The sequence below is a fragment of the Micromonospora sp. NPDC048040 genome (assembly GCF_055587185.1).
The window spans coordinates 136,775-159,161 of record NZ_JBVJGT010000011.1 but is presented as its reverse complement, the minus strand read 5'-3'; the positions used below and the strand labels follow the sequence as shown (position 1 = coordinate 159,161).

General features: G+C 72.4%; 15 protein-coding genes and 1 pseudogene. 13 read left to right on the top strand and 3 right to left on the bottom strand.

Annotated features, from left to right (window positions below; all coding sequences use genetic code 11):
- Both ACZ6O2_RS14565 and ACZ6O2_RS14560 read right to left on the bottom strand, forming a co-directional pair.
- Positions 1 to 3,588 (bottom strand): DUF6603 domain-containing protein, encoded by a 3,588-nt coding sequence (locus ACZ6O2_RS14565; RefSeq protein ID WP_466023159.1) that lies wholly within the window; start codon positions 3,586 to 3,588, stop codon positions 1 to 3.
- 55 nt (positions 3,589 to 3,643) lie between these two features.
- On the bottom strand, positions 3,644 to 8,011 hold the full coding sequence (locus tag ACZ6O2_RS14560; RefSeq protein ID WP_466023158.1) for a peptidoglycan-binding protein: 4,368 nt from the start codon (positions 8,009 to 8,011) through the stop codon (positions 3,644 to 3,646).
- A 679-nt stretch (positions 8,012 to 8,690) separates the two neighbouring features.
- Here ACZ6O2_RS14560 and ACZ6O2_RS14555 point away from each other — a divergent pair.
- The 10 genes and pseudogenes from ACZ6O2_RS14555 (at position 8,691) to ACZ6O2_RS14510 (ending at position 17,263) form a co-directional block, all read left to right on the top strand.
- A complete protein-coding gene (locus ACZ6O2_RS14555; RefSeq protein WP_466023157.1) occupies positions 8,691 to 9,332 on the top strand; it encodes a hypothetical protein in 642 nt (213 codons plus the stop codon).
- Positions 9,260 to 9,871, top strand: a pseudogene (locus ACZ6O2_RS14550) (sensor domain-containing protein); the annotation flags it as partial. The gene ACZ6O2_RS14555 and the pseudogene ACZ6O2_RS14550, both read left to right, overlap by 73 nt.
- A 25-nt stretch (positions 9,872 to 9,896) precedes the next feature.
- Positions 9,897 to 10,607 (top strand): sensor histidine kinase, encoded by a 711-nt coding sequence (locus tag ACZ6O2_RS14545; protein ID WP_466023156.1) that lies wholly within the window; start codon positions 9,897 to 9,899, stop codon positions 10,605 to 10,607.
- A gap of 2 nt (positions 10,608 to 10,609) precedes the next feature.
- Positions 10,610 to 11,254 (top strand): response regulator transcription factor, encoded by a 645-nt coding sequence (locus ACZ6O2_RS14540; RefSeq protein WP_466023155.1) that lies wholly within the window; start codon positions 10,610 to 10,612, stop codon positions 11,252 to 11,254.
- A 44-nt stretch (positions 11,255 to 11,298) separates the two neighbouring features.
- Positions 11,299 to 11,532, top strand: coding sequence for a hypothetical protein (locus ACZ6O2_RS14535; RefSeq protein WP_466023178.1), 234 nt, complete (start codon positions 11,299 to 11,301; stop codon positions 11,530 to 11,532).
- Between the two features lie 27 nt (positions 11,533 to 11,559).
- Complete coding sequence (locus ACZ6O2_RS14530; RefSeq protein WP_466023154.1) at positions 11,560 to 12,006, top strand: hypothetical protein; 447 nt, start codon at positions 11,560 to 11,562, stop codon at positions 12,004 to 12,006.
- A 147-nt stretch (positions 12,007 to 12,153) separates the two neighbouring features.
- Positions 12,154 to 12,585, top strand: coding sequence for a hypothetical protein (locus ACZ6O2_RS14525; protein ID WP_466023153.1), 432 nt, complete (start codon positions 12,154 to 12,156; stop codon positions 12,583 to 12,585).
- 253 nt (positions 12,586 to 12,838) lie between these two features.
- A complete protein-coding gene (locus ACZ6O2_RS14520; RefSeq protein WP_350704544.1) occupies positions 12,839 to 13,459 on the top strand; it encodes an L-threonylcarbamoyladenylate synthase in 621 nt (206 codons plus the stop codon).
- Positions 13,460 to 13,675: 216 nt separating this feature from the next.
- A complete protein-coding gene (locus ACZ6O2_RS14515) occupies positions 13,676 to 15,286 on the top strand; it encodes an L-lactate permease (protein ID WP_466023152.1) in 1,611 nt (536 codons plus the stop codon).
- 339 nt (positions 15,287 to 15,625) lie between these two features.
- A complete protein-coding gene (locus ACZ6O2_RS14510; RefSeq protein WP_466023151.1) occupies positions 15,626 to 17,263 on the top strand; it encodes a BCCT family transporter in 1,638 nt (545 codons plus the stop codon).
- 186 nt (positions 17,264 to 17,449) lie between these two features.
- Here ACZ6O2_RS14510 and ACZ6O2_RS14505 read toward each other — a convergent pair whose 3' ends face one another.
- Positions 17,450 to 18,658 carry an MFS transporter gene (locus tag ACZ6O2_RS14505; protein WP_466023150.1) on the bottom strand — a complete coding sequence of 403 codons (1,209 nt, stop codon included), beginning with the start codon at positions 18,656 to 18,658 and terminating at the stop codon, positions 17,450 to 17,452.
- A gap of 586 nt (positions 18,659 to 19,244) precedes the next feature.
- Here ACZ6O2_RS14505 and ACZ6O2_RS14500 point away from each other — a divergent pair.
- The 3 genes from ACZ6O2_RS14500 (at position 19,245) to ACZ6O2_RS14490 (ending at position 22,221) form a co-directional block, all read left to right on the top strand.
- Positions 19,245 to 20,009, top strand: coding sequence for a response regulator transcription factor (locus tag ACZ6O2_RS14500; RefSeq protein ID WP_350704538.1), 765 nt, complete (start codon positions 19,245 to 19,247; stop codon positions 20,007 to 20,009).
- Positions 20,010 to 20,014: 5 nt separating this feature from the next.
- Positions 20,015 to 20,854, top strand: coding sequence for an aminoglycoside phosphotransferase family protein (locus tag ACZ6O2_RS14495; protein WP_466023149.1), 840 nt, complete (start codon positions 20,015 to 20,017; stop codon positions 20,852 to 20,854).
- A gap of 212 nt (positions 20,855 to 21,066) precedes the next feature.
- Complete coding sequence (locus ACZ6O2_RS14490) at positions 21,067 to 22,221, top strand: S8 family peptidase (RefSeq protein WP_350704534.1); 1,155 nt, start codon at positions 21,067 to 21,069, stop codon at positions 22,219 to 22,221.
- Positions 22,222 to 22,387 lie beyond the last annotated feature (166 nt).

Here is a 22,387-nt window from a genome sequence, read left to right as displayed (position 1 = left end):
TCAGCAGACCTCCAGCTCGACGGGCGTGATCCTCGGGTGGGGAACCCGGACGCGGGGGCGGCGTGGCGCCGCCGGGGCGGCGGTCGCGCGCCGCTGCGCCGGCACGGTCGCGGCGGCGGCGCGTGGCGCGCTGGCGGCCGGTGCGGTGGCGGCCAGGTCCAGGGTGGGGCCGGTGAAGCGGGCGGCGCCGCCGTGGCGGCTGCCCGTGTAGGCGGCCGGCGCGGTGGCCGCGAACCGGGCCAGCGGGTCACCGCCGCGGGCGGCGAGCCGCGCCGTCGCCGGCTGGGCGGGCAGGGGCCGGCCGGCGGCGTCCGGGTCGTCGATGATGATCCGGTCGTACGCGGAGTCGTCGGCCAGCTCGGCGAACGTGGTCAGGTCGGCCGGCGGCAGGGTGGTGCCCTCCGGCAGCGCGACGGTCCGCCCGGCGGCCAGCCGCACGAACCCGGGGGTGGTGAGCTGCTCGACGGGGGACAGGTCGCGGAACTGCCCCGGCGCGAAGTCGTCCTCGACGGTGTCGCCGAGGGTGCCGGACAGCGCGTCGTCGCCGGTGCCGACACTCACCCCGGTCAGCGTGAACCGGTTCGGTCCGCTGATCCGGGAGGTGCCGACGCGTTGCAGGTCGGTGTCGAGCGGCAGCACGTTCTCCCGCACCGACAGGTGCGCGCCGGGTTGCAGCAGCATCGGCCCGGTCCAGCCGGTCAGGTCGCGCAGCGTCACCGGCTCGCCGGCGCCGATGGCGGGACGGATCTCCCACGCCTCGGGTGCGGACAGCGCCGCGCGCAGCGTCTCGGCGGCGTCGACGTGGGTGGGTTCGTCGGCCGCGGCGGTGTCCCCGTCGGTCCACGAGAACTTCGCCGACACCTCCCAGAACAGGAACTTGATCCGGGCCTCGCCCCAGGCCTTCCACGGGCCGGGGCCGGAGACGCCGATGAGCAGGTTGATCGCCAGCAGTTCCTTGTCGCCGTACTTCAGCGACACGGTGGCGCCGATCTCGGCGGTGAACCAGAACGGCTTGAACTGGAACATCACGTCGAGCCAGGCGCGACCGTCGATGACGAAGCCACCGCCCTCGAAGTGCAGCTTCAGTTCGGCGCCGAACTGGGCGGTGTTGCTGGTGACCGCCAGGTAGGCCAGCAGGTCGATGCCCTTGCCGGATTTCTGCAGGGCGATGCTGAAGCGTTTGACCGGCGGGAAGCCGGGCGGGGGTGTGTAGCGGGGGTGGAAGCCGCCGATCGACATGGCGAAGGTGCGCCCGGCGCCCCAGCGGGCCCGCAGCGCCATCTCCCCGGAGACCGGCCGGCCGAAGAGTTTCGAGTCGATCAGCGCGGCGTCGAGGCTGATCTCGCGGCGGGCGAAGTCGACCATGCCGAAGGAGTCCAGCCGGAACCTGCCGGCGTCCTTGAAGTCGATCACCAGCTTGCCGAGCAGCAGGATGCGTACCGGGTCGGGGAACTCGACGAGCACCCCCAGGTCGGCGACGACCTGCCCACCGAGGAAGTTCAGCCGCACCATCGCCCCGAGGACGGTGCCGGTGGTGTCGACCGGGAACAGCCGGCTGAGGGTGGCGATGACGGCCGGGGCGTTGGCGACGGGGTCCTGCGGGAACAGCAGCGCGTCGAGGGTGCCGGAGCGGGCGGCGTTGCGGAACTCCTCGGGGTTGCTGCGCCGGTTGTGCCCGACGACCAGGCCGAGGCCGGTGATGGAGATGCCCCAGAACAGCATCAGCCCGGGGAACCACTCGTACGTGCCGGCGAGGAGCAGGGAGAAGCTGTGCCCGCCGTCGGCCTCGGTCAGCCGGCTGCCGTCGGGGTTGCGGGTGTTGACGATCGCGGTGGCCTGGAGCCGGAACCCCTTCATCGGGGCGAGCGGCGTGGTGGAGGTCATGCCGAGCTGCAGGGCGCCGGCGTACATGCCGCGGGGCTCGTCGACGAACAGGTAGCCGCCGCCGGAGACGAAGCCGTTGTCCATCCGCAGCGCGACGCCGTCGGGCGTCTTGAACCCGGGCGCCAGGTCGGCCACGCCGAGGTTGCCGCCGCGGGCGTCGTCCCCTCCGCCGGCCGGGAGCGCGGGCGGGAAGGTGAGGTCGGCGCGGACGCCGATGTTCTCCACCGTGACGTGCAGCGGCCCCAGCGCGGCCTGCACGGTGGTCGTGATCAGCAGGCTGACCGCGCGGGTCTGCGTGGAGGCCTGCAACGCGATGCGCAGCCCCTCGATGCCGATGCCGTGCCAGGACAGGTGCACCGGGTACTCGGCGGCCAGGGCGGCGGCCCCGGCCAGGTGCAGGCCGGTGCGCATCGACCAGGCGGCGCCGAGGTCGAGGCCGAGGCGCAGCCCGTCGGCGGGCAGCAGCTTGGCGAGCAGCCCGTCGCCGTCGCCGGCGCGGATGACCAGCTCGGCGCGGCCGGCCTGCACGCCCATCTCGACGTCGTCGCGGCCGGCGCCGAGGCTGGCCCGGCCGGTGACGACGAGCTGCCCGACGGCGAGGTGGGTGCCCTCCGGTGCGCCGATGATCCAGCCGGGCTCGCCGGCCGGCGCGATCCGGGCGATCTCGGCGGCCCACTTGACGACGGCCGCGTCGCCGCTGTACGTGACCCCGTCGCTGTTGACGGCGATCGCGGGGCCGGCACCGCTGAGGTCGGTGGCGACGTTCCACGCGCCGATCGACCCCTCCAGGTGCGCCTCGCCGGTCGGGGCGAGGATCACGGTGAACCGGCCGTCCCAGCTCGCCAGGCCGAGGGTGACGCCGACGCCGAAGGTGGGCTGCCACGCCGCGAGCCCGGCGCCGGTCGGTGGGGGTTCCCCGCCGGGGGTGCGCAGCCCGGTGAACCGCAGCCGCAGCAGGCTGTCCGCCAGCCGCCGCCCCACCTCGCCCTGGTCGGGGCCGACGCCGGGGCGTACGCCCTGGTCGGCGTCGAGGCCCAGGGCCCGCAGCGCCCGCGCCAGCCGGGGCAGCAGCCGGGCGGACAGCTCCGCCACGCCCTCCGGGGTGTCCCAGCCGGCCGGGGCGTACAGGCCGCGGAAGTAGCCGCCGGGGTCGGCGACGAGGTCGACGACACGTTCGAGGTGCAGCTCGTCGCGCCGGCGGGGCAGCCGGATCGGGGCGTCGCCGGGCGGCATCGGCGCGCTGGGCAGGCCGTCCGTAGCGGGGGTGACCAGGCCCAGCAGGTCCAGCACGGGCACCGCCCACGGCGCCCGGCGCAGCAGGTACGTCAGGATCAGCAGGTCGAGCAGGTCGTCGGCGAGTTCCTCGGGCAGGCCGGCCACGTCGGGCAGCTGCCCCTGCAACGTCGGCGGCAGCGCGCCGATCTTGCCGAACGCGTCCCCGGCGGCGGCACCGAGCTTCTTCACCGCCTCCAGGCTGTCCAGCTCCGCCTCGGCCGCCGTGCCGAGCGCGTCGAGGGCCGGGCCGATCGTCTTCACCCAGTCCTCGAAGCGGGCGGCGTCGAACCCGCTGACCGCCTCCAGGTCCCAGCCCAACGCGCGCATCAGCCGGGCCCGCTGCCACGGGTCGTACGCGGCCAGCACCGGCTCGGCCAGCAGCCGGATCTCGTTCCACAGCAGTGCCAGCGCGTTCTTGGCGTCGCTCATCGTCCACCCCGTCCCTTGTGCTGCCGGCCGCTGTCCGTCGCCGGTCGTGTGCTGCTCACGCGGTCACCCGCGACAGGTCGCCGAGGTCCAGCCGCAGCGACCCGCGGGCGGCCGACAGGCCCCGCTCGGCGGCGGGCAGCGCGTCCAGCGGCAGCGTGTAGTGCCGCCCCGTCGGCCAGGACGGCCAGGCGGCGAGCCGGGTCAGCGCGGTGGCGACCTCGGCGTCGCCCGCGACGACCTGGCCGATGGCGGTGATCAGCGCGGTCTCGTGCGCGTCGGTCCAGCCGGTGGGCGCCCCGCTGAAGTCCGCGCCCAGCGCCCTGGCCTTCGTGAGCACCAGGTGCAGCGGGGTGGCGGCGCGCGCCCGGGTGCGGAACTCCGGCTTCTCCGCGTTCGCCGACGGCGGCCCGACGGCGACGAGCTGGTGCGCACGGTGCTGCTGCCAGCAGGCCAGCAGCGCCACCGCCCGCTCGGAGGTGAACACGTCGCCGACGCGGGCCCGCCGCGGGTTGCCGTCCGCCCCGGGCACGTTCGGCACCGTGGGGGAGACGTCCGGGTCGGGGGAGTCCCAGTCGGTGGCCAGCAGGTCGTGCAGCCGCTGCCGGGCGAACGTCCAGATCCCCCGGCGGACGCCGTCGTGGCCGCGCAGGGCGAGCGCGTAGCGGTGCATCCAGTGCCACGACCGCAGCCCCAGCAGCTCCAGCGTCGTGCTGATGCCCTCGCGGGCGGCGCCGGTCGCGTCGGTCCGCGCCGGGCGGGCCCGCAGCACCCGCAGGTCGGTGAAGAGCAGCCCGCCGCCGTCGCGCCCCCACCCGGGCACGGCGGTGACACCCGCCAGCCCGCCCAGCGCGTCGTAGGCGTCCCGGTCGGTGGCGCGCAGGAACGCCAGGTAGGCCCACATCTCGCCCGGCTCGGAGTTCAGGTCGAGGAAGGTCGGCACCGACGTCGGCGTGACCAGCGGGCCGTGTGCCCGCCATCCGAACGGCCCGAACCGGATCACCGCCGGGTCGTCCGCGGCGACCGCGTCGAGGTAGCCGCCGGCGGCGTCCGGCACCCGGTTCTCGGCGACGGCCCGCAGCACCTTGAAGGTGGACAGCTGCCGGGCGGCCCGCGCGCCCGCGTCCCCGCCGGCGCCGATCGCCGCCACCAGCGCGGCCAGCGACGGGCCGCTGCCGTGGTCCTGCGGGCGCGGCAGCACCGCCTCGGGCAGCAGCTCCGACTCGGCATCGAGCACCGGGCCGCTCCACTCGGCCCCCGTGGGGTGCGCCCGGTACGCGCCCAACCGGATCAGCTCCGGGTACCCGTCCGGGGCGCGGCCCGCCCCCGCCGGCCGCCCGGTGACCACCCGCGAGTACACCCGCCGGTCGGCGGCGGTCACCTCGTCGAAGTTCCACACGTTCGGCTGGTCCAGCCGCTGCGGGACGTCCCCCGCCACCTGCCACGCCTCGACCACGACGGGGCAGCGCCACCGCTTGTCCAGCCAGTGCTTGATCGCCACCTGGGTCGCCAGGTCGGCCATGCCGCTGACCGGCCCGAGGTACCGTTCGGCCTCCGGCACGTCCACCGGCTGCAGCCGGTCGGAGTAGCGGGGCGCGGTGGCGCCGGCCGGCTCGACCGCGGCCCGCTCCCGGCGGGCGTACGTCTGGAACTCCAGCACCGCCCAGTAGGTGAGCAGGCCGAACACCCCGTCGACCTCGGCCGGTGCCAGGAAGCCCAGCGTGGCCAGGTCCTGCTGCAACCGGGTCACCCAGCGGTCCTTGACCAGATCCGCCGGCCGCTCCAGCCCGTCGTAGCGGGCCTTGGCCGTCGCCGTGGCGTCCCGGTCGTCGGCGCGCAGGTTCCACCCCCCGTACGGCGGGGTGACGGCCAGCGAGCAGCCGAAGGACAGGTCCACGGTGAACGTGGTCAGCGCGGCCGCCCGGTTCTCGCCGGGCAGATGCCACCACAGCCGCTGCGTCGCCGACTTGCACTCCCCGTCCGGCCAGTCGAAGGTGACCTCGCCGAGGTTGTTGCGGCCGACGATCTCCTTGCCGTTGCCCCACGACCCCTTGTAGTGGTCCAGGTTGCGGGCCGCCGCCAGGTACTGCGCGAGCGCCTGGTCGCGCGGCAGGCCCGCCGGGTCCACCACCGACTCCGGCGTGCCGTCGCGGCGGACCTCCGGGTCGGCCTCGTCGTGGCGGACGAACTGCACGTGCACGTTCCACTCCGGATGCCGGGTCAGCACCTTGAGCGCGTCGAGGTCGCTGACCGAGGGCCGCCCGGACACCCACCAGCCGGTCACGTCGTCGGCGGCCAGCGTCACCTGTACGCCGGCCTGCATGCGCTGGCCCTCCTTGTCGGGCAGCTCGTTGGCCCAGCCGACCAGGTCGATGCGGCCGGTGCCGTCCAGCAGCGGCACGTACCCGAGCGCGTGCAGGATCCGGGTCTTGCCGTCCTCGTTGCGGAACCCGCTGGACACGAACCCGGCGAGCACCCCCTCGGTGCGGTTGACCCCCTCGAACGGCTTCGCGGGGTCGGGCCCGCACGCGTACGGCAGGGTGGCGGAGTAGCGGATCCGCTCGGCGGAGCCGAAGTGGATGTCGCCGCCGAGCATGACCAGCCGCCGCCGCCGGACACCGTCGGCCCCGGGAGGCGCCGCCGCGAACAGCCGGGCCAGGATCTTGTGTACGGCGGCGTCGCTGGTCACCCACGCGTCCTCCGCGTCGGCCTCGTACCGGCCGGCGAACACCCTCGCGAGGGGCTGCGCGAGTTGCTCCAGGACGGGCACGCCGAACAGGGCGACCGGCTGGGCGACGACGGTGACCGCGTCGTCGCCGAGCACCCCGCCGCCGCTGATCATCTCGTTGAGCGGCTGGTCGTCGTAGAGCAGGCCACCCGGCTTGCCCGCGCCGGCCGGGTACTGCCGCCAGGTGCGGGTGTCCAACGCGACCAGCTGGTAGCGCGGCCAGGTGACGGTCCAGTGGTAGGTCAGCGCGCCCGCCGGCCGGGCCAGCCGGCCCTCGCTGGTGACCGCCGTGGGCAACCCGAGACGGGTCCGCAACGCCAGGTCGTCGCCGTCGTTGGGGGCGGCGACCCAGCCGCGCAGCGCGGCCAGCGCCGCCCGGCCCGGCTCCCCGGCGGCCCCGGCCTCGGCGTACCGCTCCGGGGTGTTCCCCCACGCCTGGAACACCGCGTACGCGGCCATCGCGTTGCGTACCACCCGCCGTCCCAGCGGGGAGTTCACCACCGCGTCGGTGACCCACGAGCTGGTCATGTTCCAGTCGTCGGTGACCTCGTGGTCGTCGGCCACCATGTACGTCGCCACGTTCGCCAGCTGCCGGCGTACGGCGCCCAGCCCCTGCCGGAACATCCGCAGCGCGAGCGCCTGCCGCTGCCACCGCTCGAACCGCTCGATGATCTCCTTCTGCTGGGCGCTGGGCGTGTACGCCCGGCCGGCCAGCATGAGGTCGTACACTGTCTCGCCGGGGCGGCGGTCCTGCGGGTCCTTCAGGATCCGGGTGTCCGCCGGCAGCACGTGCTCGAACCTCGGCCAGCTCTCCGGCCACAGCACGTCCGACCAGACCAGCAGGTACATGCACAGGTACTCGCGCAGCGACATCAGGTGGCTGTCGGCCGCGCCGGAGGTGAACTTCGCGTCCTTCGCCATCGCGTCGGCGCGCTTGCCCGGCGCGTACCGCGCGTCCGTCGGCTGATCGGTCGTCCCGACCGGCAGCACCTCGGCGGCCAGGCCCAGCCGGGCGGCCACCCCCTGGTACGCGGGCACCGCCGGGTCGCTGCCGTTCGCCGCCAGCGCGTCGTGGCCGTGGATCAGCGCGAGCAGCGGGTCGGCCACGTCGTCGGCGTAGATCTGGTCCCCGCCGAGCACCAGCTGGTGCGGGCGCCGGGCCGGGTCGCCCGCCGAGGCCGCGATGATCGGGTCCAGGGCGGGGAACGCGTCGTAGCCCTCGCCGTGCGGCTTGCGGCACGACCCGTGGAAGATCCGCAGCCTGTTCGGGTCACCGGGCGGGGTGGCGAAGGTCGGGAACGCGGGCGCGGCGGCCGGCGCCTGCGGGTGCCCGACGTACGTCAGGGCCGCCCGCGCCGCCGCCGCGTCGGCGGCGACCACGCCGGCGTCGAACAGGCTCCCGGCGGTCGAGCCGCCGGAGAACCCCAGGTCGTAGCCGTAGAGGGTGCCGGGTTGCAGGGTGATCCCGCTCGCGGTGACCGCGACGACGTGCAGCCGCTCCCCGAGCCGCACCGTCGTACGGCTGGCGGTGCCGACGGTGGCGCCGCGGGCGAACCCGGGAGCCGCGCCGACCGCGAACACGTTCAGGGTCACCGTGCACTCCGCGCGCAGCGCGACGAACACCGTGACGCCGGTCGGGTCGACCCGACGCACGACGGGACCGCTGAGCACCAGAGGCAGACTGGACGGAGCCGTCATCGCGCATCCCTTCGCCAGTGGCCGAGCGACGGGACGGTGGGAGTCGCGCGGTGTCTACGACGATTGAAGTCGCCGGGATCCGCCGCGCCTACCGGGCAACGGTGCGGAAGACCCGTCCCGGCGTTCGGCAACCACCGGATCCACGACGGGCGGGGCGCGCCGTCCGGGCGGGCCGGGTGTCCACTCAGGTCGTTCCTCTGACGGAGACCCGACGCCGGCTTGTCGCCGGGCATCGCGGCGCGGTAACACCGGCAGCGCCGGGCCAGGTGCCGACGTGGTCGCATGCCTTTCCCCTCCCCGTGCGGACGCCGCTCCGACGGCCGAGGTCGGCCCGGGAACGTGAGTCCGGATGTCGTGGCGGCCGGCCCGTCCACCCCGTGTGGTGCGAGCGGGTTGTGCCGGGTGTAGCCGTCGCCGCGCAACGGTTCCGGCGGGTCTGCCGGCCACCTCGCCCGCAAGCCTGTCGGCCCGGGGGGTACCAGCGACAGGGTCCGCTGTCCCGGGCGGCCGGGACACGGGGTCCGGATCTTTCGACCGTCCGCACGACAACAGGTGTCCAACCATCCGGGATGGCCCACCGGCCCGAGCCCTCCGAGCCGACCGGTCAGAAAGGCGCGGGTGAGGCGTGCCCTCCGGCCCGCAGCGCGTTGGTGGTGTTGCTACCCCCACCATCGGCCGCGTGGTGCCACGATCGCGGCCCCGGCTCGACGCGACGAGCATCGAACTGCCACTGTCCACGACCGAGGGAGCCGAGATGGCCGAGGTGAGCACGTTCGACCTGACCACGCCTACTACCCGTGACAGGACGATCCGCGGCGGCAGCGGACCGCTGCGGCGGTGGGTCGTCGCCCCGACGGTTCGTGGATTGACCGGGCTGCCGCTCGCGCTCGCCGCAGCACCGTTGGCGTTGATCAGCGCCACCGCGCTCGGGCGGGTGCAGCTGCGGCTGGCCGACCGGTACAGCGGCGCCACCGGCGTCGAACGGCAGCCGAAGGCCCAGCCGGTCGGCCCGGTACGCGTACTCGTGCACAGCGTTCTGGTGCTGATACCGGCCAGCGCGGCGTTCGCCCTGGTCCTCCTCCAGATGGTCCTGATCTGGTCCGGGCACCTGTACCCGCTCCGGCCGGACGCCATCGGGGCGATCGGGCATCCGTTCACCGCCGATCCGCTCCTGAACGGCGCGTGGGGCGGGCCGACGCTGGTCGGTGCCTGGTTGGTGCACTCCGCGCTCGCGCTGGTGATCCAGGTGTGCTGCGCCGGGCTGCTGCGCGGTCTGCTCGCCGCGATGAACCGGATCACGCGGCGGGTACTCGGCGGGTGACCGGGACGGCCACCACCCAGCACAATGGCGGCGTGGTGCTGCGGGTGTTCCAGGTAACCGGCAGGGCCCTGCTCTCCCGCCGGTCCTGGGCTGCCCTGGCGTACCTGCTGATCACGGCACCGCTGGACGTGGCCGGGGCGATCCTGCTGCTTGCCGGCGGGCTGGTCGGCGCCGTACTGCTGGTGACCCCACTCGGTCCGTGGCTGCTGGCGTCGGTGCTGTCGGCCGGCGCCGGACTTGGCGCGGCCCGCCGCGCCACCGCCGGGTGGTTGCTCGACGAGCACGTTCCCACCCCGCCGCGGCCCGATCGGGGCCGTGGCCTGTTCGCCCGCCGCCGCGCCGTGTTCAGCGACCCGGCCAACTGGCGGGCGCTGGGCTATCTGCTGATCAAACTGCCGCTCGGGCTGCTGTCCCTCGCCGTCGGCGGCGGGGCCTACGTGTACGCGGTCGTGTTCCTCACCTATCCGCTGCAACGGCACGGGTTCGCGCCGTGGGGGCTCACCGTGGCCGGCTGGGTGCTCGGTGCGGTGCTGCTGCTCGCCGCCCCCGTGGGTGGTCCGGTCCGTGCTACTGGTGGATCGGGCGCTGATCCGTGGACTGCTCGGCCCGAGCCGAACCGCGCAGCGGATGCGTCACCTGCGGGAGACCCGCGACCGGGCGGTCAGCGACGCCGACGCGACGCTGCGGCGCATCGAACGGGACCTGCACGACGGTGCGCAGGCACGGCTGGTGGGGGTCGGCATGCAGTTGACGTTGGTCCGGGAACTGCTCGGCGCGGGCGCGTCCGTCGAGCAGATCCGTGCGGCCGTCGACACCGCGCAGGGGAACCTGACGACCGCGCTGGCCGAGCTGCGTGACCTGGTACGGGGCATCCGCCCGCCGGTACTCGACAACGGCCTGGCGGCGGCGCTGGCGACGGTGGCGTCCGGCAGCACCGTGTCGGTGTCGGTAGACGTCGACCTGTCGTCGCGACCGTCTCCCGCCGTCGAGCGCATCGCCTACTTCTGCGCCTGCGAGCTGCTCACCAACGTCAACCGGCACAGCGGTGCACGGCACGCGGCCGTGCGGATCACCGACAGCGGCGGGGCGCTGCGACTGCGGGTACGCGACGACGGCCGGGGCGGCGCGTCCCGGCGCCCCGGCGGCGGCCTGGCGGGGCTGGCCGAACGCATCCAGGTCGTCGACGGGACACTGTCGGTGGACAGTCCGCCCGGTGGTCCCACCGTGGCCACCGTCGACATACCCGTCGCTGCGTTGGAACGGAGCACCCGGTAGCCATGCGTGTCGTCATCGCCGAGGACTCCGCGATCCTGCGCGAAGGGTTGGCGCAACTGCTGACCATACGGGGGCACGAGGTGGTCGCCACCGTCGTCGACGCGCCGGCTCTGCTCGCCGCCGTGGCGACCGAACGTCCCGACGTCGCGATCGTCGACATCCGGCTGCCGCCCACCCACACCGACGAGGGGCTGCGTGCGGCGATCCGACTCCGCCGGGAGGCGCCCGGCGTCGGCGTACTGATCTTCTCGCAGTACGTCGAGACGAGTTTCGCCGCCGAGCTGCTCGCGGGCGGCTCCGACGGGGTCGGGTACCTGCTCAAGGAGCGGGTGGTGCAACTCGACGATTTCGTCGACGCGCTGACCCGGGTGGCCGCGGGCGGCACCGCGCTCGACCCGGAGGTGGTGACGCAGCTGGTCGGGGCGAGCCGGCGCCGGGACCAGCTCGACGCGCTCACTCCGAGGGAGCGGGAGGTGCTGGGGCTGATGGCGCAGGGACGTACGAACACGGCGATCGCCGCCGCGCTCTCGGTCACCGAACGGGCGGTGGAGAAGCACGTCGCCAACATCTTCACGAAGTTCGCCCTGCCGCCGTCCGAGGCCGACCACCGCCGGGTCCTGGCGGTACTGCGCTACCTGCGGAGTTGACCAGCCCGACGGTTCTTGTCGGTGCCGGTCGGCACCATGGCGCGGTGACCGTCTTCGCCTACCGCAGCCCGTACGCGGGGCCGCTCAGCAAACACATCCGTCGGCTGCCTGACCCGTCCGGCCTGCACTGGTTCCGGCGCGGCTGGTTCAACGCACGGGACGATCCCGAGGCGTGGCCGAGCGTGAGCTGGGCACCCGGGTCCGTGCGGCGGCGCAGCCACCCGACCTTCCAGGTCGACGACATCGGATTCCGCATCGCACGCTCTGCCGTGCACTGATCCACCTGAAAGAAAGCGAGCGAGTCGATGGCGATACCTGATCACATCAAACAGCAGATCATCAAAAACATTGACAAGAAGCGAGACAAAACTCTATCGAAGCTGTGCGAGGTTCTGGACTACCCCTACCACCCTGACACCAAAATCCTGATCTTTCGCGTGGAAGGTGACTCAGGCGCGTACGGTATGAACCTGCTGGCAGCGAACGAGCATTGGGACATGATCGAAGTCAACGCGGATGGAGAGGATCTGTACGGCACCCGATTCCTCCACTTCGGATTCAGCTTCTACGTCCTTGAAGACTGCGATGTGAGCCCAGCCAGGACGAGCCTGCTCGAACAGATAAGCTGGTCTGCCGGTCGCCGCGACCGATGTTGCGGCGAACTGGCAGGCCCGCGCCGGGGCGATGCGCGGTGGTGGTTCCGACGCCCTGCGAACGTGATTCGAGGAGAACCAGGCGCGGCACGCGCGTAATGAGTTGATCTCAGCAACGCGAATGCGTTGATTGGGGCGACATGGACGATCCGTCCGACGTGGACCGGGCTGGATTCGGGCGTGGAGCCCCGCAGGACTCTGGAGGCAGTGCCTTTGGCGTGGGTGAGTGCCCGTAGGATGCGCGCCGTGGGATACCTGGTAGAGCCTTCAGGCCGCCTGAACCTTCCGCAGTCGGACGACGCCGCTGCCGTCGCCGCCGTCAAGGCCGCCAGGGCTGAACGATGTGTGTGGTTCGCCCCGGATGAGTCTGCTGTAGTCGACACACTGGCCGACATCGCGGAGGAGGCGGCAGCCTTGATCATCCGCGACGGAGACTGGATCGAGTTCGGTTACGACGATGCGGGAGACCCCAAGTGGTCGGATCAGGCCACGGCCTTCTACGTCGCGATTGCGCCGTTCGTTCGCTCGGGAATCGTCCATATCGGGGGCGAAGACGGTTCCCGCTGGTCCTACACCTATGCTGATGGGCAGATCACTCAACAGGGTTGGAACGGTTGGGATGGATCCATCGAGCCGTTTGGCGAGCCCGTGGAGCCCCCTCCGCCCGACCAGCTATAGGCGTCCGCGGTGGTGTCGAGCGTTGTCGTGCTGTTTCTGGTCGCACTGACTCTGATCCGGCCGCGACCGGCGCTGGGCCACCATCGGAACGCGGCGGCACTCCGGGGAAGCTCAGCAATCGCGTCTTCGCTGGTAGACACGCTGTCTCTGCTGGCCGCTGAGCGGGAGGCCCTGGGCGCCCGCCGCGTAACCCGGGGCTGACCTGCGAAGACGCCGAATTTACCAGCTACGGCGGGAGTACTAGTCTCGGCGTATGGCGAGGTACTACGACGTGCACCCGGACAATCCCCAGCCCCGGGTCCTCCGTCAGGTCGCCGACCTGATCCGGGACGGCGGGCTGGTCGCCTACCCGACGGACTCGTGCTTCGCGTTCGGTTGCCAGTTGGGCAACCGGGCCGGGCTGGACCGGATCCGGGAGGTCCGTCGGCTGGACGAGCGGCACCACTTCACGCTGGTGTGCCGCGACTTCGCCCAGCTCGGCCAGTTCGTGCAGGTCAGCAACTCGGTCTTCCGGCTGGTGAAGGCGAGCACCCCGGGCAGCTACACGTTCATCCTGCCCGCCACCCGTGAGGTGCCGCGTCGACTGCTGCATCCCAAGAAGCGCACGGTGGGCGTACGCGTCCCCCGGCACACGGTCGCCCAGGCGCTGCTGGCCGAACTCGGCGAGCCGTTGGTGTCGAGCACCCTGATCCTGCCCGACGAGGACGAGCCGATGACCCAGGGGTGGGAGATCAAGGAACGGCTGGACCACGTCCTCGACGCGGTGATCGACGCCGGCGACTGCGGAAAGGAGCCGACGACCGTGGTCGACCTGTCGCAACCCGAGCCGGAGATCCTGCGCGAGGGGGCAGGGGACCCGTCCCGCTTCGCGTGAGTGCACCGCCGCCCTGATCGGCGTCCACCTGTCCGTCGGCTTTTCCTCCGCGGCCTCTCCTCACCGCCCTGGTGACACGGTCCGTCACGGAGCGCGTGCGCGGCCGGCACGACGGCTTGCGCAAGGTGGAAGGCGCGTCCCGTTGGCTGCGTCCGGTGAGATGAGCCGTACGCCACGCCGCCGGGACCGGGGGCGTCCGCAGCCGAGGCGGTCTCGATGTACCAGCAGCCCCTGCAACCTGTCGCCGGGTCGCTCGCGCTGAGCGCCGCCTGTGCCGCGCTGCCCCTGTTGACCCTGTTCGTCCTGCTGGGCGTCGTGCGGGCGCGGGCCTGGGTGGCGGCGTTCGGCGCGCTGACCGTGGCGGTCGTCCTGGCCTGGTGGCTGTGGCGGATGCCGTTGTCGCAGACGCTGCTGGCCGCCGGCCAGGGTGCCACCTTCGCTCTCTTCCCGCTCGTCTGGACGTTCGGCACGGCGATCTGGATCTATCGCCTGACCGTGCACACGGGGCACTTCGACACGCTGCGGCAGGGCTTCGCCCGGATCAGCGGCGACCGCCGCATCCAGGCCATGGTGATCGCGTTCTGCTTCGGGTCGCTGCTCGAGGCGTTGGCCGGCCAGGGCACGCCGGTGGCCGTCACCACGGTCATGTTGCTGGCCCTCGGTTTCACCCCGGTCCGGGCGGCCGCCGTGGCGCTGGCGGCGAACACGGTACCGGCAGCCTTCGGGCCGCTCGGCCTGCCGGTCACCACGCTGGCCGGCGTGACCGGGCTGCCCGCGCCGGAACTGGGCATGATGGCCGGCCGGCAGGTCCCGGTGATCGCGGTCGTCGTGCCCCTGGTCCTGCTCGTCGTCGTCGACGGCCGCCGGGGCGTACGGGAGCTGTGGCGCCCGGCGCTGGCGTGCGGCGCCGCCTTCGCGGTGGCCCAGTTCGTCACCGCGAACTTCCTGACGGCCGCGCTCGCCGACATCACGGCCGCGTTCGCGGGGATGGGTGCCCTGCTGCTCGTCACCCGCCGGCCGGCGGTGCGGCAGCGAGTTCCCGTCACGGTCGGCGGGGGCCTGCCGGAGGAGCGCGAGGCGCCGCCGGCGCCGGGCTCGCAGTGGCGGGCGTACGCGCCCTACCTGACGATCGTGGCGGTCTTCGCCGTCTCCCAGGTGCCGGCCGTCAAGCACCTGCTCGACGCCGGCACGGTGACGTTCGCCTGGCCCGGCCTGCACGTCGTCACGGCGTCCGGCGCGCCGTCACCGCTGACGACCTTCCGCTTCGCCTGGTTCGCCGCCCCCGGCTCGTTGCTGGTCGTGGCCGGCCTGGTCACGATGGCGCTGCTGCGGGTGTCACCGCGCGAGGCCGTGAGACAGTACGGGCGCACCCTGTTCGAGCTGCGCTGGGCCGTCCTGACGGTGGTCGGGCTGCTCGCCCTGTCGTTCACGATGAACGCCGCCGGGCAGATCGCCACCCTGGGTGTCTGGATGGCCGGTGCAGGTGGCTTCTTCGCCGTCCTGGCACCCGTTCTCGGCTGGCTGGGGGTCGCCCTGACCGGCTCGGACACCTCGTCCAACTCGCTGTTCGGCGCGCTCCAGGTGGCGGCGGCGCAGCGGGCCGGCCTCGACCCGGTCCTGCTCGCCGCGGCCAACGCCTCCGGCGGCACGCTCGGCAAGATGATCAGCTTGCAGAACTTGACGATCGCCGCCGCCGCTGTCGGACTCAGCGGCCGGGAGGGCGACCTGTTCCGGCGCATGTTCGGCTGGAGCGTGGCGCTGCTCGCCCTGATGTGCCTGCTGGTCGGGTTGCAGGCCACGCCTGTGCTGGCCTGGATGGTGCCCTGACGCGAGCCGGTCCCGGAGGGGTTGCCCCGCGCTCGTCCACGGTCCGTGACGCTCGATCACCGGTCTTGTCACGGGACTGTCATGAGATCGCAGGGTCTCCTCCAAGATTGACACCCAGAGTGATTGCGGCCCGTCGCCGGCGTCAGTGGCGGTCGAGCCCCGACGAACCGCACGTACGTTTCGTCACTCACGCAAGATCGCCTATGAACCGGAGACACCATCCCGAGTTCCCAGACCGCTGACCAGGTCGGGACAAATCGGAATTGCGGGCCCGCCGGCGGGAATACAGCGCCGGAACCGCGGCCTGCGTTCCCGCGAGCCCACGGAGGTCCACAGACCATGGCCGTGCCCGCCACAGGTACGTCAACTGACAGCAACACCCCGTTAGGAGAAGCGCCGGCCCAGCCGGGCCGCCGCCCGGGAGACGTCGACCGGACGGTGCTGGGGATCGCCGCCGCGGTGTCCGTGCTCTTCGTCGTGTGGGGCATCGTGGCCACCGACAACCTGGCGTCGGTCACCGGCGCGGCGCTCGACTGGGTGGTCAGGGCGTTCGGCTGGGTCTTCGTGCTGGCCAGCGCCGCCTTCGTCGTGCTGTCGGTCTGGCTGGCGTTGAGCCGGTACGGGCGGATCAAGCTCGGCCGGGACGACGAGAAACCGGAGTTCTCCACCGTCTCCTGGGTGGCGATGATGTTCAGCGCCGGCATGGGCATCGGCCTGATGTTCTGGGGTGCCGCCGAGCCGCTGTCCCACCTGGGGACGCCGCCGCGCGGTCTCACCGAACCGAACTCCCAGCAGGCCGCCCGGGTGGCCATGGAGTACTCGTTCTTCCACTGGGCGCTGCACCCGTGGGCCATCTACGCGGTGGTGGGCCTGACGCTGGCCTACTTCACCTTCCGCAAGGGCCGGCGCGGCCTGATCAGCAGCGCCTTCTTCCCGCTCATCGGCGACCGGGCCAACCGGGGCCCCGGCAAGGCCATCGACATCTTCGCGATCTTCGCGACGCTGTTCGGATCGGCGGTCTCCCTCGGGCTGGGCGCCCTGCAGATCAACAGCGGCCTGACGAACCTCTGGGACGTGCCGAAGTCCACCCCGCTGGCGATCGGGATCATCGCGGTGCTCACCGTGGCGTTCGTGGTGTCCGCCGTCACCGGCGTCAAGCGCGGCATCCAGTTCCTCTCGAACACCAACATGGTGCTCGCGGTGGCGCTGATGTTCTTCCTGCTCGTGGTGGGTCCGACGGTCTTCATCCTCAACAGCCTCACCGCCTCGACCGGCGGATACCTCTACGACCTCATCCCGATGAGCTTCCGCACCGGCGCTTTCGGGGGCGAGAAGTGGATGGCGGGCTGGACCATCTTCTACTGGGCGTGGTGGATCTCCTGGACCCCGTTCGTCGGCGCGTTCATCGCCCGCATCTCCAGGGGCCGTACCATCCGCCAGTTCGTCCTCGGTGTGGTGGCCATCCCGAGCCTGGTCAGCTTCGCCTGGTTCTCGGTGTTCGGCGGTACCGCCATCGACCTGCAGCTCGGCGGCACCGACCTCTCGGCCGCCGTGGCGGAGAGCCCGGAGGCCGCGCTCTTCGCGGTCCTGCGGGAGTTCCCGCTCTTCACCGTCACCGCGATCCTGGTGATGGTGCTGGTGGCCCTCTTCTTCGTCAGCGGGGCCGACGCCGCCTCGGTGGTGATGGGCACACTCTCCTCGCGCGGCAACCTCGAACCGAGGGCATGGCTGGTCTCCATGTGGGGCATCCTGACCGGCCTGGTGGCCGCCGTGCTGCTGCTCGCCGGTGGCCTGTCCGCCCTGCAGTCGCTGACCATCCTCGCCGCGTTGCCGTTCCTGTTCGTGATGGTCGGCATGGTCGCCGGGCTGCTGCGCGAGCTGCGTCGCGAACCCCTCAGCGCGACGATGGCCCCGGAGATCCGCGCCCTGGTGGCCGCCGCCGCGCGGCCGGAGCACGCGGACACCGACCCTTCCTGACCCATCCCGCGGCCGCGGGCCGTCCCCACACCGGGGCCGGCCCGCGCCCGCGTGGTGCTGGGCCCTTCGGTGGTCGGGCCGCTGTTCACGCTCCCGTTGTCCTGGTGCGGAGCCGCCGCCCCGCGCGATGGCTGCCCGTGGCACGCCCCGCGCCGCCGGCCCGGATGACCCGGCCGACGGTGGCGCTCACGGGCTTGTCGCCGAGGCCGTTTCCGGGACGAGGGTGGCCTGGCTGCGGTGCGCGACCGGGATGATCAGCGCCGACGCCACCAGCGCGGCGACCGCGATGCCGAGCCAGCCCCAGAAGCCGAAGGCGATGACCAGGCCGGACAGCACGGCCGGGCCGATGATGTTCTGCGTGATCACGTGCAGGTCGAACGCGCCCAGGTACTCGCCCTGCGCGTGCTCGGGGGCGAGGCCGAACGCGAGACCCCAACCCGAGGCGGCCTGCATCACCTCGGCCACCGACAGGATCAGCACCGCGGCGACGATCGCGACGGACACCAGCACCACGTTGTCGTCCAGGGCCGTCACCGCGATCACCGCACAGCCGCCGGCCAGCCAGTAGCCGGAGCGCCGCGCGAGCCTGCCGGCCCCTTCCACGGTGTCCGCGCCCCGGCTGGCCCGCACCTGGAACAGGATGACGAACACCGTGTTGAAGATGAGCAGCAACGGGATCAGGAAGTGCGGCAGCGAGGTGCGGTTGAGCGCCCACAGCGGCATCGTGACCAGGATGACGGTGACGTGGGAGGCGAGCACCGTCGAGACGCCGATGACGGAGAGGAAGCGCGGGTCGCGTACGGCGGCGAAGCGCTTGAAGCCCACCGGGACGGGACGCGACGGCACGTCGGGCAGGCGGGTGACCAGCAGCGCGGCGCTGGCCATGAGTGCGGCGGTGGTGAGCGGGATCAGGACGAGCAGCCGCTGGTCGAGCGCGGCGACGGCGGCCACCCCGATGCCGATGCTGAAGCCGATGTTGAACACCGAGCGCATCATCGCCTTGAGCTTGACCCGTTCCTCGGCGGGCACGAGGTTGCCGACGAGGGCCCCGTTGGTCGGGCCGGTGCCGTACTCGATGAAGCCGACGGCGACCACCAGGGCGAAGAAGTGGATCGCGTTGTCCACCAGGGCGTAGAGGCCGAAGCCCACCGTCAGCGCGGCGAACAGCATGACGAGCAGCCTGCGCGCCCCCACCCGGTCGGCGATCACGCCGAACACGACCGACGAGATGAAGGCGGACAGGCCGGCGGCGGACAGGCCCAGGCCGACCTGCTTGGGGTCGAGGCCTACGCGGAGTGTGAAGTAGACGACGCTGCCGCTGAGGAAGACTCCCTTGCCGATCGATTCGGCCAGCCGGATCGCGATCAGTTTCCTGCGCAGCGGATCGGTCGGCACCAAACGGGATGAAAAATCAATCATTCGTGACAAGGGCATATTCGCACATCCTTGTGTGGTGGAGCGGCCGGCGTCAATCCTCGCGGCGGCGGGGCCGGGCGGGACAGGGCGTTCGGCGGACGGGGGTCGGGACGACTTCCCGGGTGGGCAGGGAACTTTCCCGGTGGACGGCCGGGGCGCGGTGCGCTAGACGCCCGGCCTGATCCGGGTGGACGGTGCGTCCCGGCGTGCGGCGCGGAGGCGGGACCTGCGGGTACATCGTCCCGGCATTCCCCGGTCTGTCGCGGCCTGCTCCGTCGGCCGAGAAGGGTAGCGGATGGTCGTATTAAATTGATTTCGGAAAATACGTCAGAAGATTGACATGGCTTCCGTCCGACTGACTTCATGTGTTGTTCTGTTCGCCGTCAGTAGATGTTCACGCCGACGCGGAGGTCGGCGCTTCCGCGACGCCTCCGGAAGGGAGGCGTCGCGGGCCGTTAGGACGGGGTGAGGTGTCGTAATGGTCAGCGTTGGCTCGACCTCGGAACTGGCTCATACGATGAGGCGGGGTCCGGGAAGTGTCGCGGACGAGGCAAAACCTCGCACCGTGACGGTGGTGCTGGCCGACGCTCAGCCGGTGGTACGCAGGGGCCTGCACGCCCTGCTGTCCTCCTCGGCTGAGGTCAGCGTGGTCGCCGAGGCGGGGACCACGCGGGAGGCGATGGCATGCGCGGCGTCGCTGCGCCCGGACGTGCTCGTGCTCGACATCGAGCTGCCGGGCTTCCAGGTGGGGGTGACGCTGCAGGAGATCGCCCGGATGTCGCCCTCGACCGCCGTGCTGGTCTTCACCGCGGTGGAGGACGAGGCGGCGGTCTTCGCGGCCATGCGGGCGGGCGCGCGGGGCTACGTGCTCAAGAGCTGCCCGGGCGACGGCATCGTGCGGACGATCCGGGGCATCGCGACGGGCGAGGTGATCCTCGGCCCCCGGGTGGCCGACCAACTCATCGGGCGGTTGGGTCGCGAGCCGCGCAACCAGCAGCTCTTCCCGGAGCTGACGACGCGTGAGCGGCAGGTGCTGGAACTGATCGCGTCGGGCATGCGAAACGTGGCGATCGCCACGCGGCTGAACCTCTCGCCGAAGACGGTCAGCAACCACATCTCGACCATCTTCAGCAAGCTGAACGTGTCGGACCGGCACGAGGCGATCGAGGTCGCCCGCAAGGCCAGGCTGGAGCGCCCCGGGCCGTACGGGTCGAGTCTCGACACGGTGTCCGGTGGCGGCGTGCCGCTGGCCCGTAGGCGTGGTGCCATGTCCCTGCCGGGGGTGGGCGGCTCGGCCGCCTGCGCCGGCGCGCGATCGATGGAGAGGTGAGCGGGATGACCCTGGATCTGGAAGCGATCGCGGACCGGCTGGAGCCGCGGTTCGGCAAGGCGGCGCACCGCTGGGTCGGCACGCTGCCCCAGCGACTGGACGAGCTCGTCGCGCAGTGGCAGCTCGACCTCGGCGACCGGCTCAAGTCCGGCAACTCCTCGGTGGTGTTCCGGTGCCGCGGCCCGCAGGGCGACGCGGTGCTGAAACTGTCGCCCGACAGCTACGCCGTACGGGAGGAGGTCGACATGCTGCGCCAGTTCGCGCCCGGCGGGCGGGTGCCGGCGGTGCTGGCGGCCGTCAAGGGCGCCGTCCTGTTGGAGTCGATCCACCCGGGCACGCTGGTGGAGAAGATGCCGCAGCCGCCGTCGCCGCGGGAGTACGCGGCGTTCCTCAACGACCTGCACGGCGCCGGCGATCCGGCCGCCGCGCCGCGGCGGCTGGAGGACTGGATCGACGTGCTGTTCAACTCGGCGGTGCGGCGGGGCGCCGACCTCGCCGGGTCGAAGCGGCTGCGCGACGACCTGTTCGCGGTGCCCACCGACACCGTGCTGCTGCACGGCGACCTGCACCTGGGCAACGTGCTCAGCGGCGGCGCGAAGGGGCTGGTCGCCATCGACCCGATGGCCTGCGCCGGCGACCCGTGCTTCGACGCGGTCGACTACGTGCTGGAGGGCCTGGACCGTGCGGAGATGGTGCGCCGGCGCGACGAGCTGGCCGCGGCGGCCGGCATCGACGTGGAACGGCTGGACATGTGGTGCCGGGTGACCGCCCCGATCGGGGCGACGTACGTCAGCAACCCCGGCCACTCCGCGGAGCTGGCCGCCTTCGGGCGTGGCGAATACTAGTCGTCGCTCCGTCGGGCTCGGTGGCGTACGTCGCCGGGCCCGGCGCGACAGTCGATGTCACGACTGGTCGTCCGCCACCCTGCCCTCGGGTCCGTCGGGCGAGGAAGGCATTGACGCTCGACAGTGCTCCGACTAGCGTGCCTCTTCACCGCGGCGTCATCCCGTGATGACACCGGGTCAGTCTGGGAGGCAATGTGAGATCAAGAGTCCTGATGGCTTCGCTGGTGGCGGCGGGCTGCACCCTGGTCGCCGTACCGGCTGCGGCGGCACCGGCGTCCACGTCGTCCGCACCGGTGAACGCGGCGTCCGCCGCGCCCGGCGTGCGGCCGGTGCCCGGCGAGTACATCGTCCGGCTGCGCCCGGGCGCCGAACCGCGCGGTATCGCCCGTGCCCTGTCGGTCAACCCGCGGTTCGTCTACGAACGGGCGGTCAACGGCTTCGCCGCCGAGCTGACCGCCGGGCAGGTGCAGGCGCTGCGCCGCGATCCGGCGGTGCTCGCCGTCGAGCAGGACGCCTGGCTCGACGGCGTCGCCGAGGGCACCCAGGCCAACCCGCCGTCCTGGGGCCTGGACCGGATCGACCAGCGCACGCTGCCGCTGTCCAACAGCTACACCGCCACCGCCACCGGCTCCGGTGTGCACGCCTACGTCATCGACTCGGGCATCGACGTGACCCACCCGGACTTCGAGGGCCGGGCGAGTTTCGACTACAACGCCATCGACCGGCGCAACACCGACTGCGACGGGCACGGCACCCACGTCGCCGGCACGATCGGCTCGAAGACGTACGGGGTGGCCAAGGGCGTCCGGCTGCACGCCGTGAAGATCCTCAACTGCCAGGGGTCGGGCAAGACCTCGGCGACCATCGCCGCGATCGACTGGGTGACCGCCAACGCGGCGAAGCCGGCAGTGGCCAACACCTCGTGGAACTGGACGTACTCCGACACGATGGCCGCCGCGATCACCGGGATGATGAACTCCGGTGTCTTCCTGGCCACCTCGGCGGGCAACACCGGCGCGGACTCCTGCGATCGGCTGCCCCGGGCGGTGACCGCCGCGGTGGCCGTCGCCGCGTCGACCAACACCGACGCCCGGGCCAGCTACTCCTCGACCGGCGCCTGCGTCGACCTCTACGCTCCCGGCTCGGCGATCCTGTCGACCCAACCGAACAACACCACCGCCGTCTTCAACGGCACCTCGATGGCCACCCCGCACGTCGCGGGCATCGCCGCGCTCTACAAGAGCGTGAACGGTGACGCCTCCCAGGCCACCCTGCACAGCTGGCTGGTCGGCAACGCCACCACCGGCGTGGTCCAGGGCGACCTGGCCGGTACGCCCAACCGGCTGGTCTTCACCGGCGGCCTCTGACCGTCCACAGACTGCCGCGGGGGTGGCCGGCACCTGCCGGCCACCCCACGCGCCGCTCCAGGTCGGGCCCGCCCGGCCCGAGCAGTCGAACCGTCCCTCATCGCCATCCGCCGGCCGGTCCTGTCGGGACCTGCCGGGCGTGCCCAGCCTGACCGGCCCCCGGTCC

Coding starts and splice junctions, on each gene's coding strand:
- ACZ6O2_RS14565 (WP_466023159.1), bottom strand. CDS start 3,588: ATGAGCGACGCCAAGAACGCGCTGGCACTGCTGTGGAACGAGATCCGG.
- ACZ6O2_RS14560 (WP_466023158.1), bottom strand. CDS start 8,011: ATGACGGCTCCGTCCAGTCTGCCTCTGGTGCTCAGCGGTCCCGTCGTG.
- ACZ6O2_RS14540 (WP_466023155.1), top strand. CDS start 10,610: ATGCGTGTCGTCATCGCCGAGGACTCCGCGATCCTGCGCGAAGGGTTG.
- ACZ6O2_RS14530 (WP_466023154.1), top strand. CDS start 11,560: ATGGCGATACCTGATCACATCAAACAGCAGATCATCAAAAACATTGAC.
- ACZ6O2_RS14520 (WP_350704544.1), top strand. CDS start 12,839: ATGGCGAGGTACTACGACGTGCACCCGGACAATCCCCAGCCCCGGGTC.
- ACZ6O2_RS14515 (WP_466023152.1), top strand. CDS start 13,676: ATGTACCAGCAGCCCCTGCAACCTGTCGCCGGGTCGCTCGCGCTGAGC.
- ACZ6O2_RS14510 (WP_466023151.1), top strand. CDS start 15,626: ATGGCCGTGCCCGCCACAGGTACGTCAACTGACAGCAACACCCCGTTA.
- ACZ6O2_RS14495 (WP_466023149.1), top strand. CDS start 20,015: ATGACCCTGGATCTGGAAGCGATCGCGGACCGGCTGGAGCCGCGGTTC.
- ACZ6O2_RS14490 (WP_350704534.1), top strand. CDS start 21,067: ATGGCTTCGCTGGTGGCGGCGGGCTGCACCCTGGTCGCCGTACCGGCT.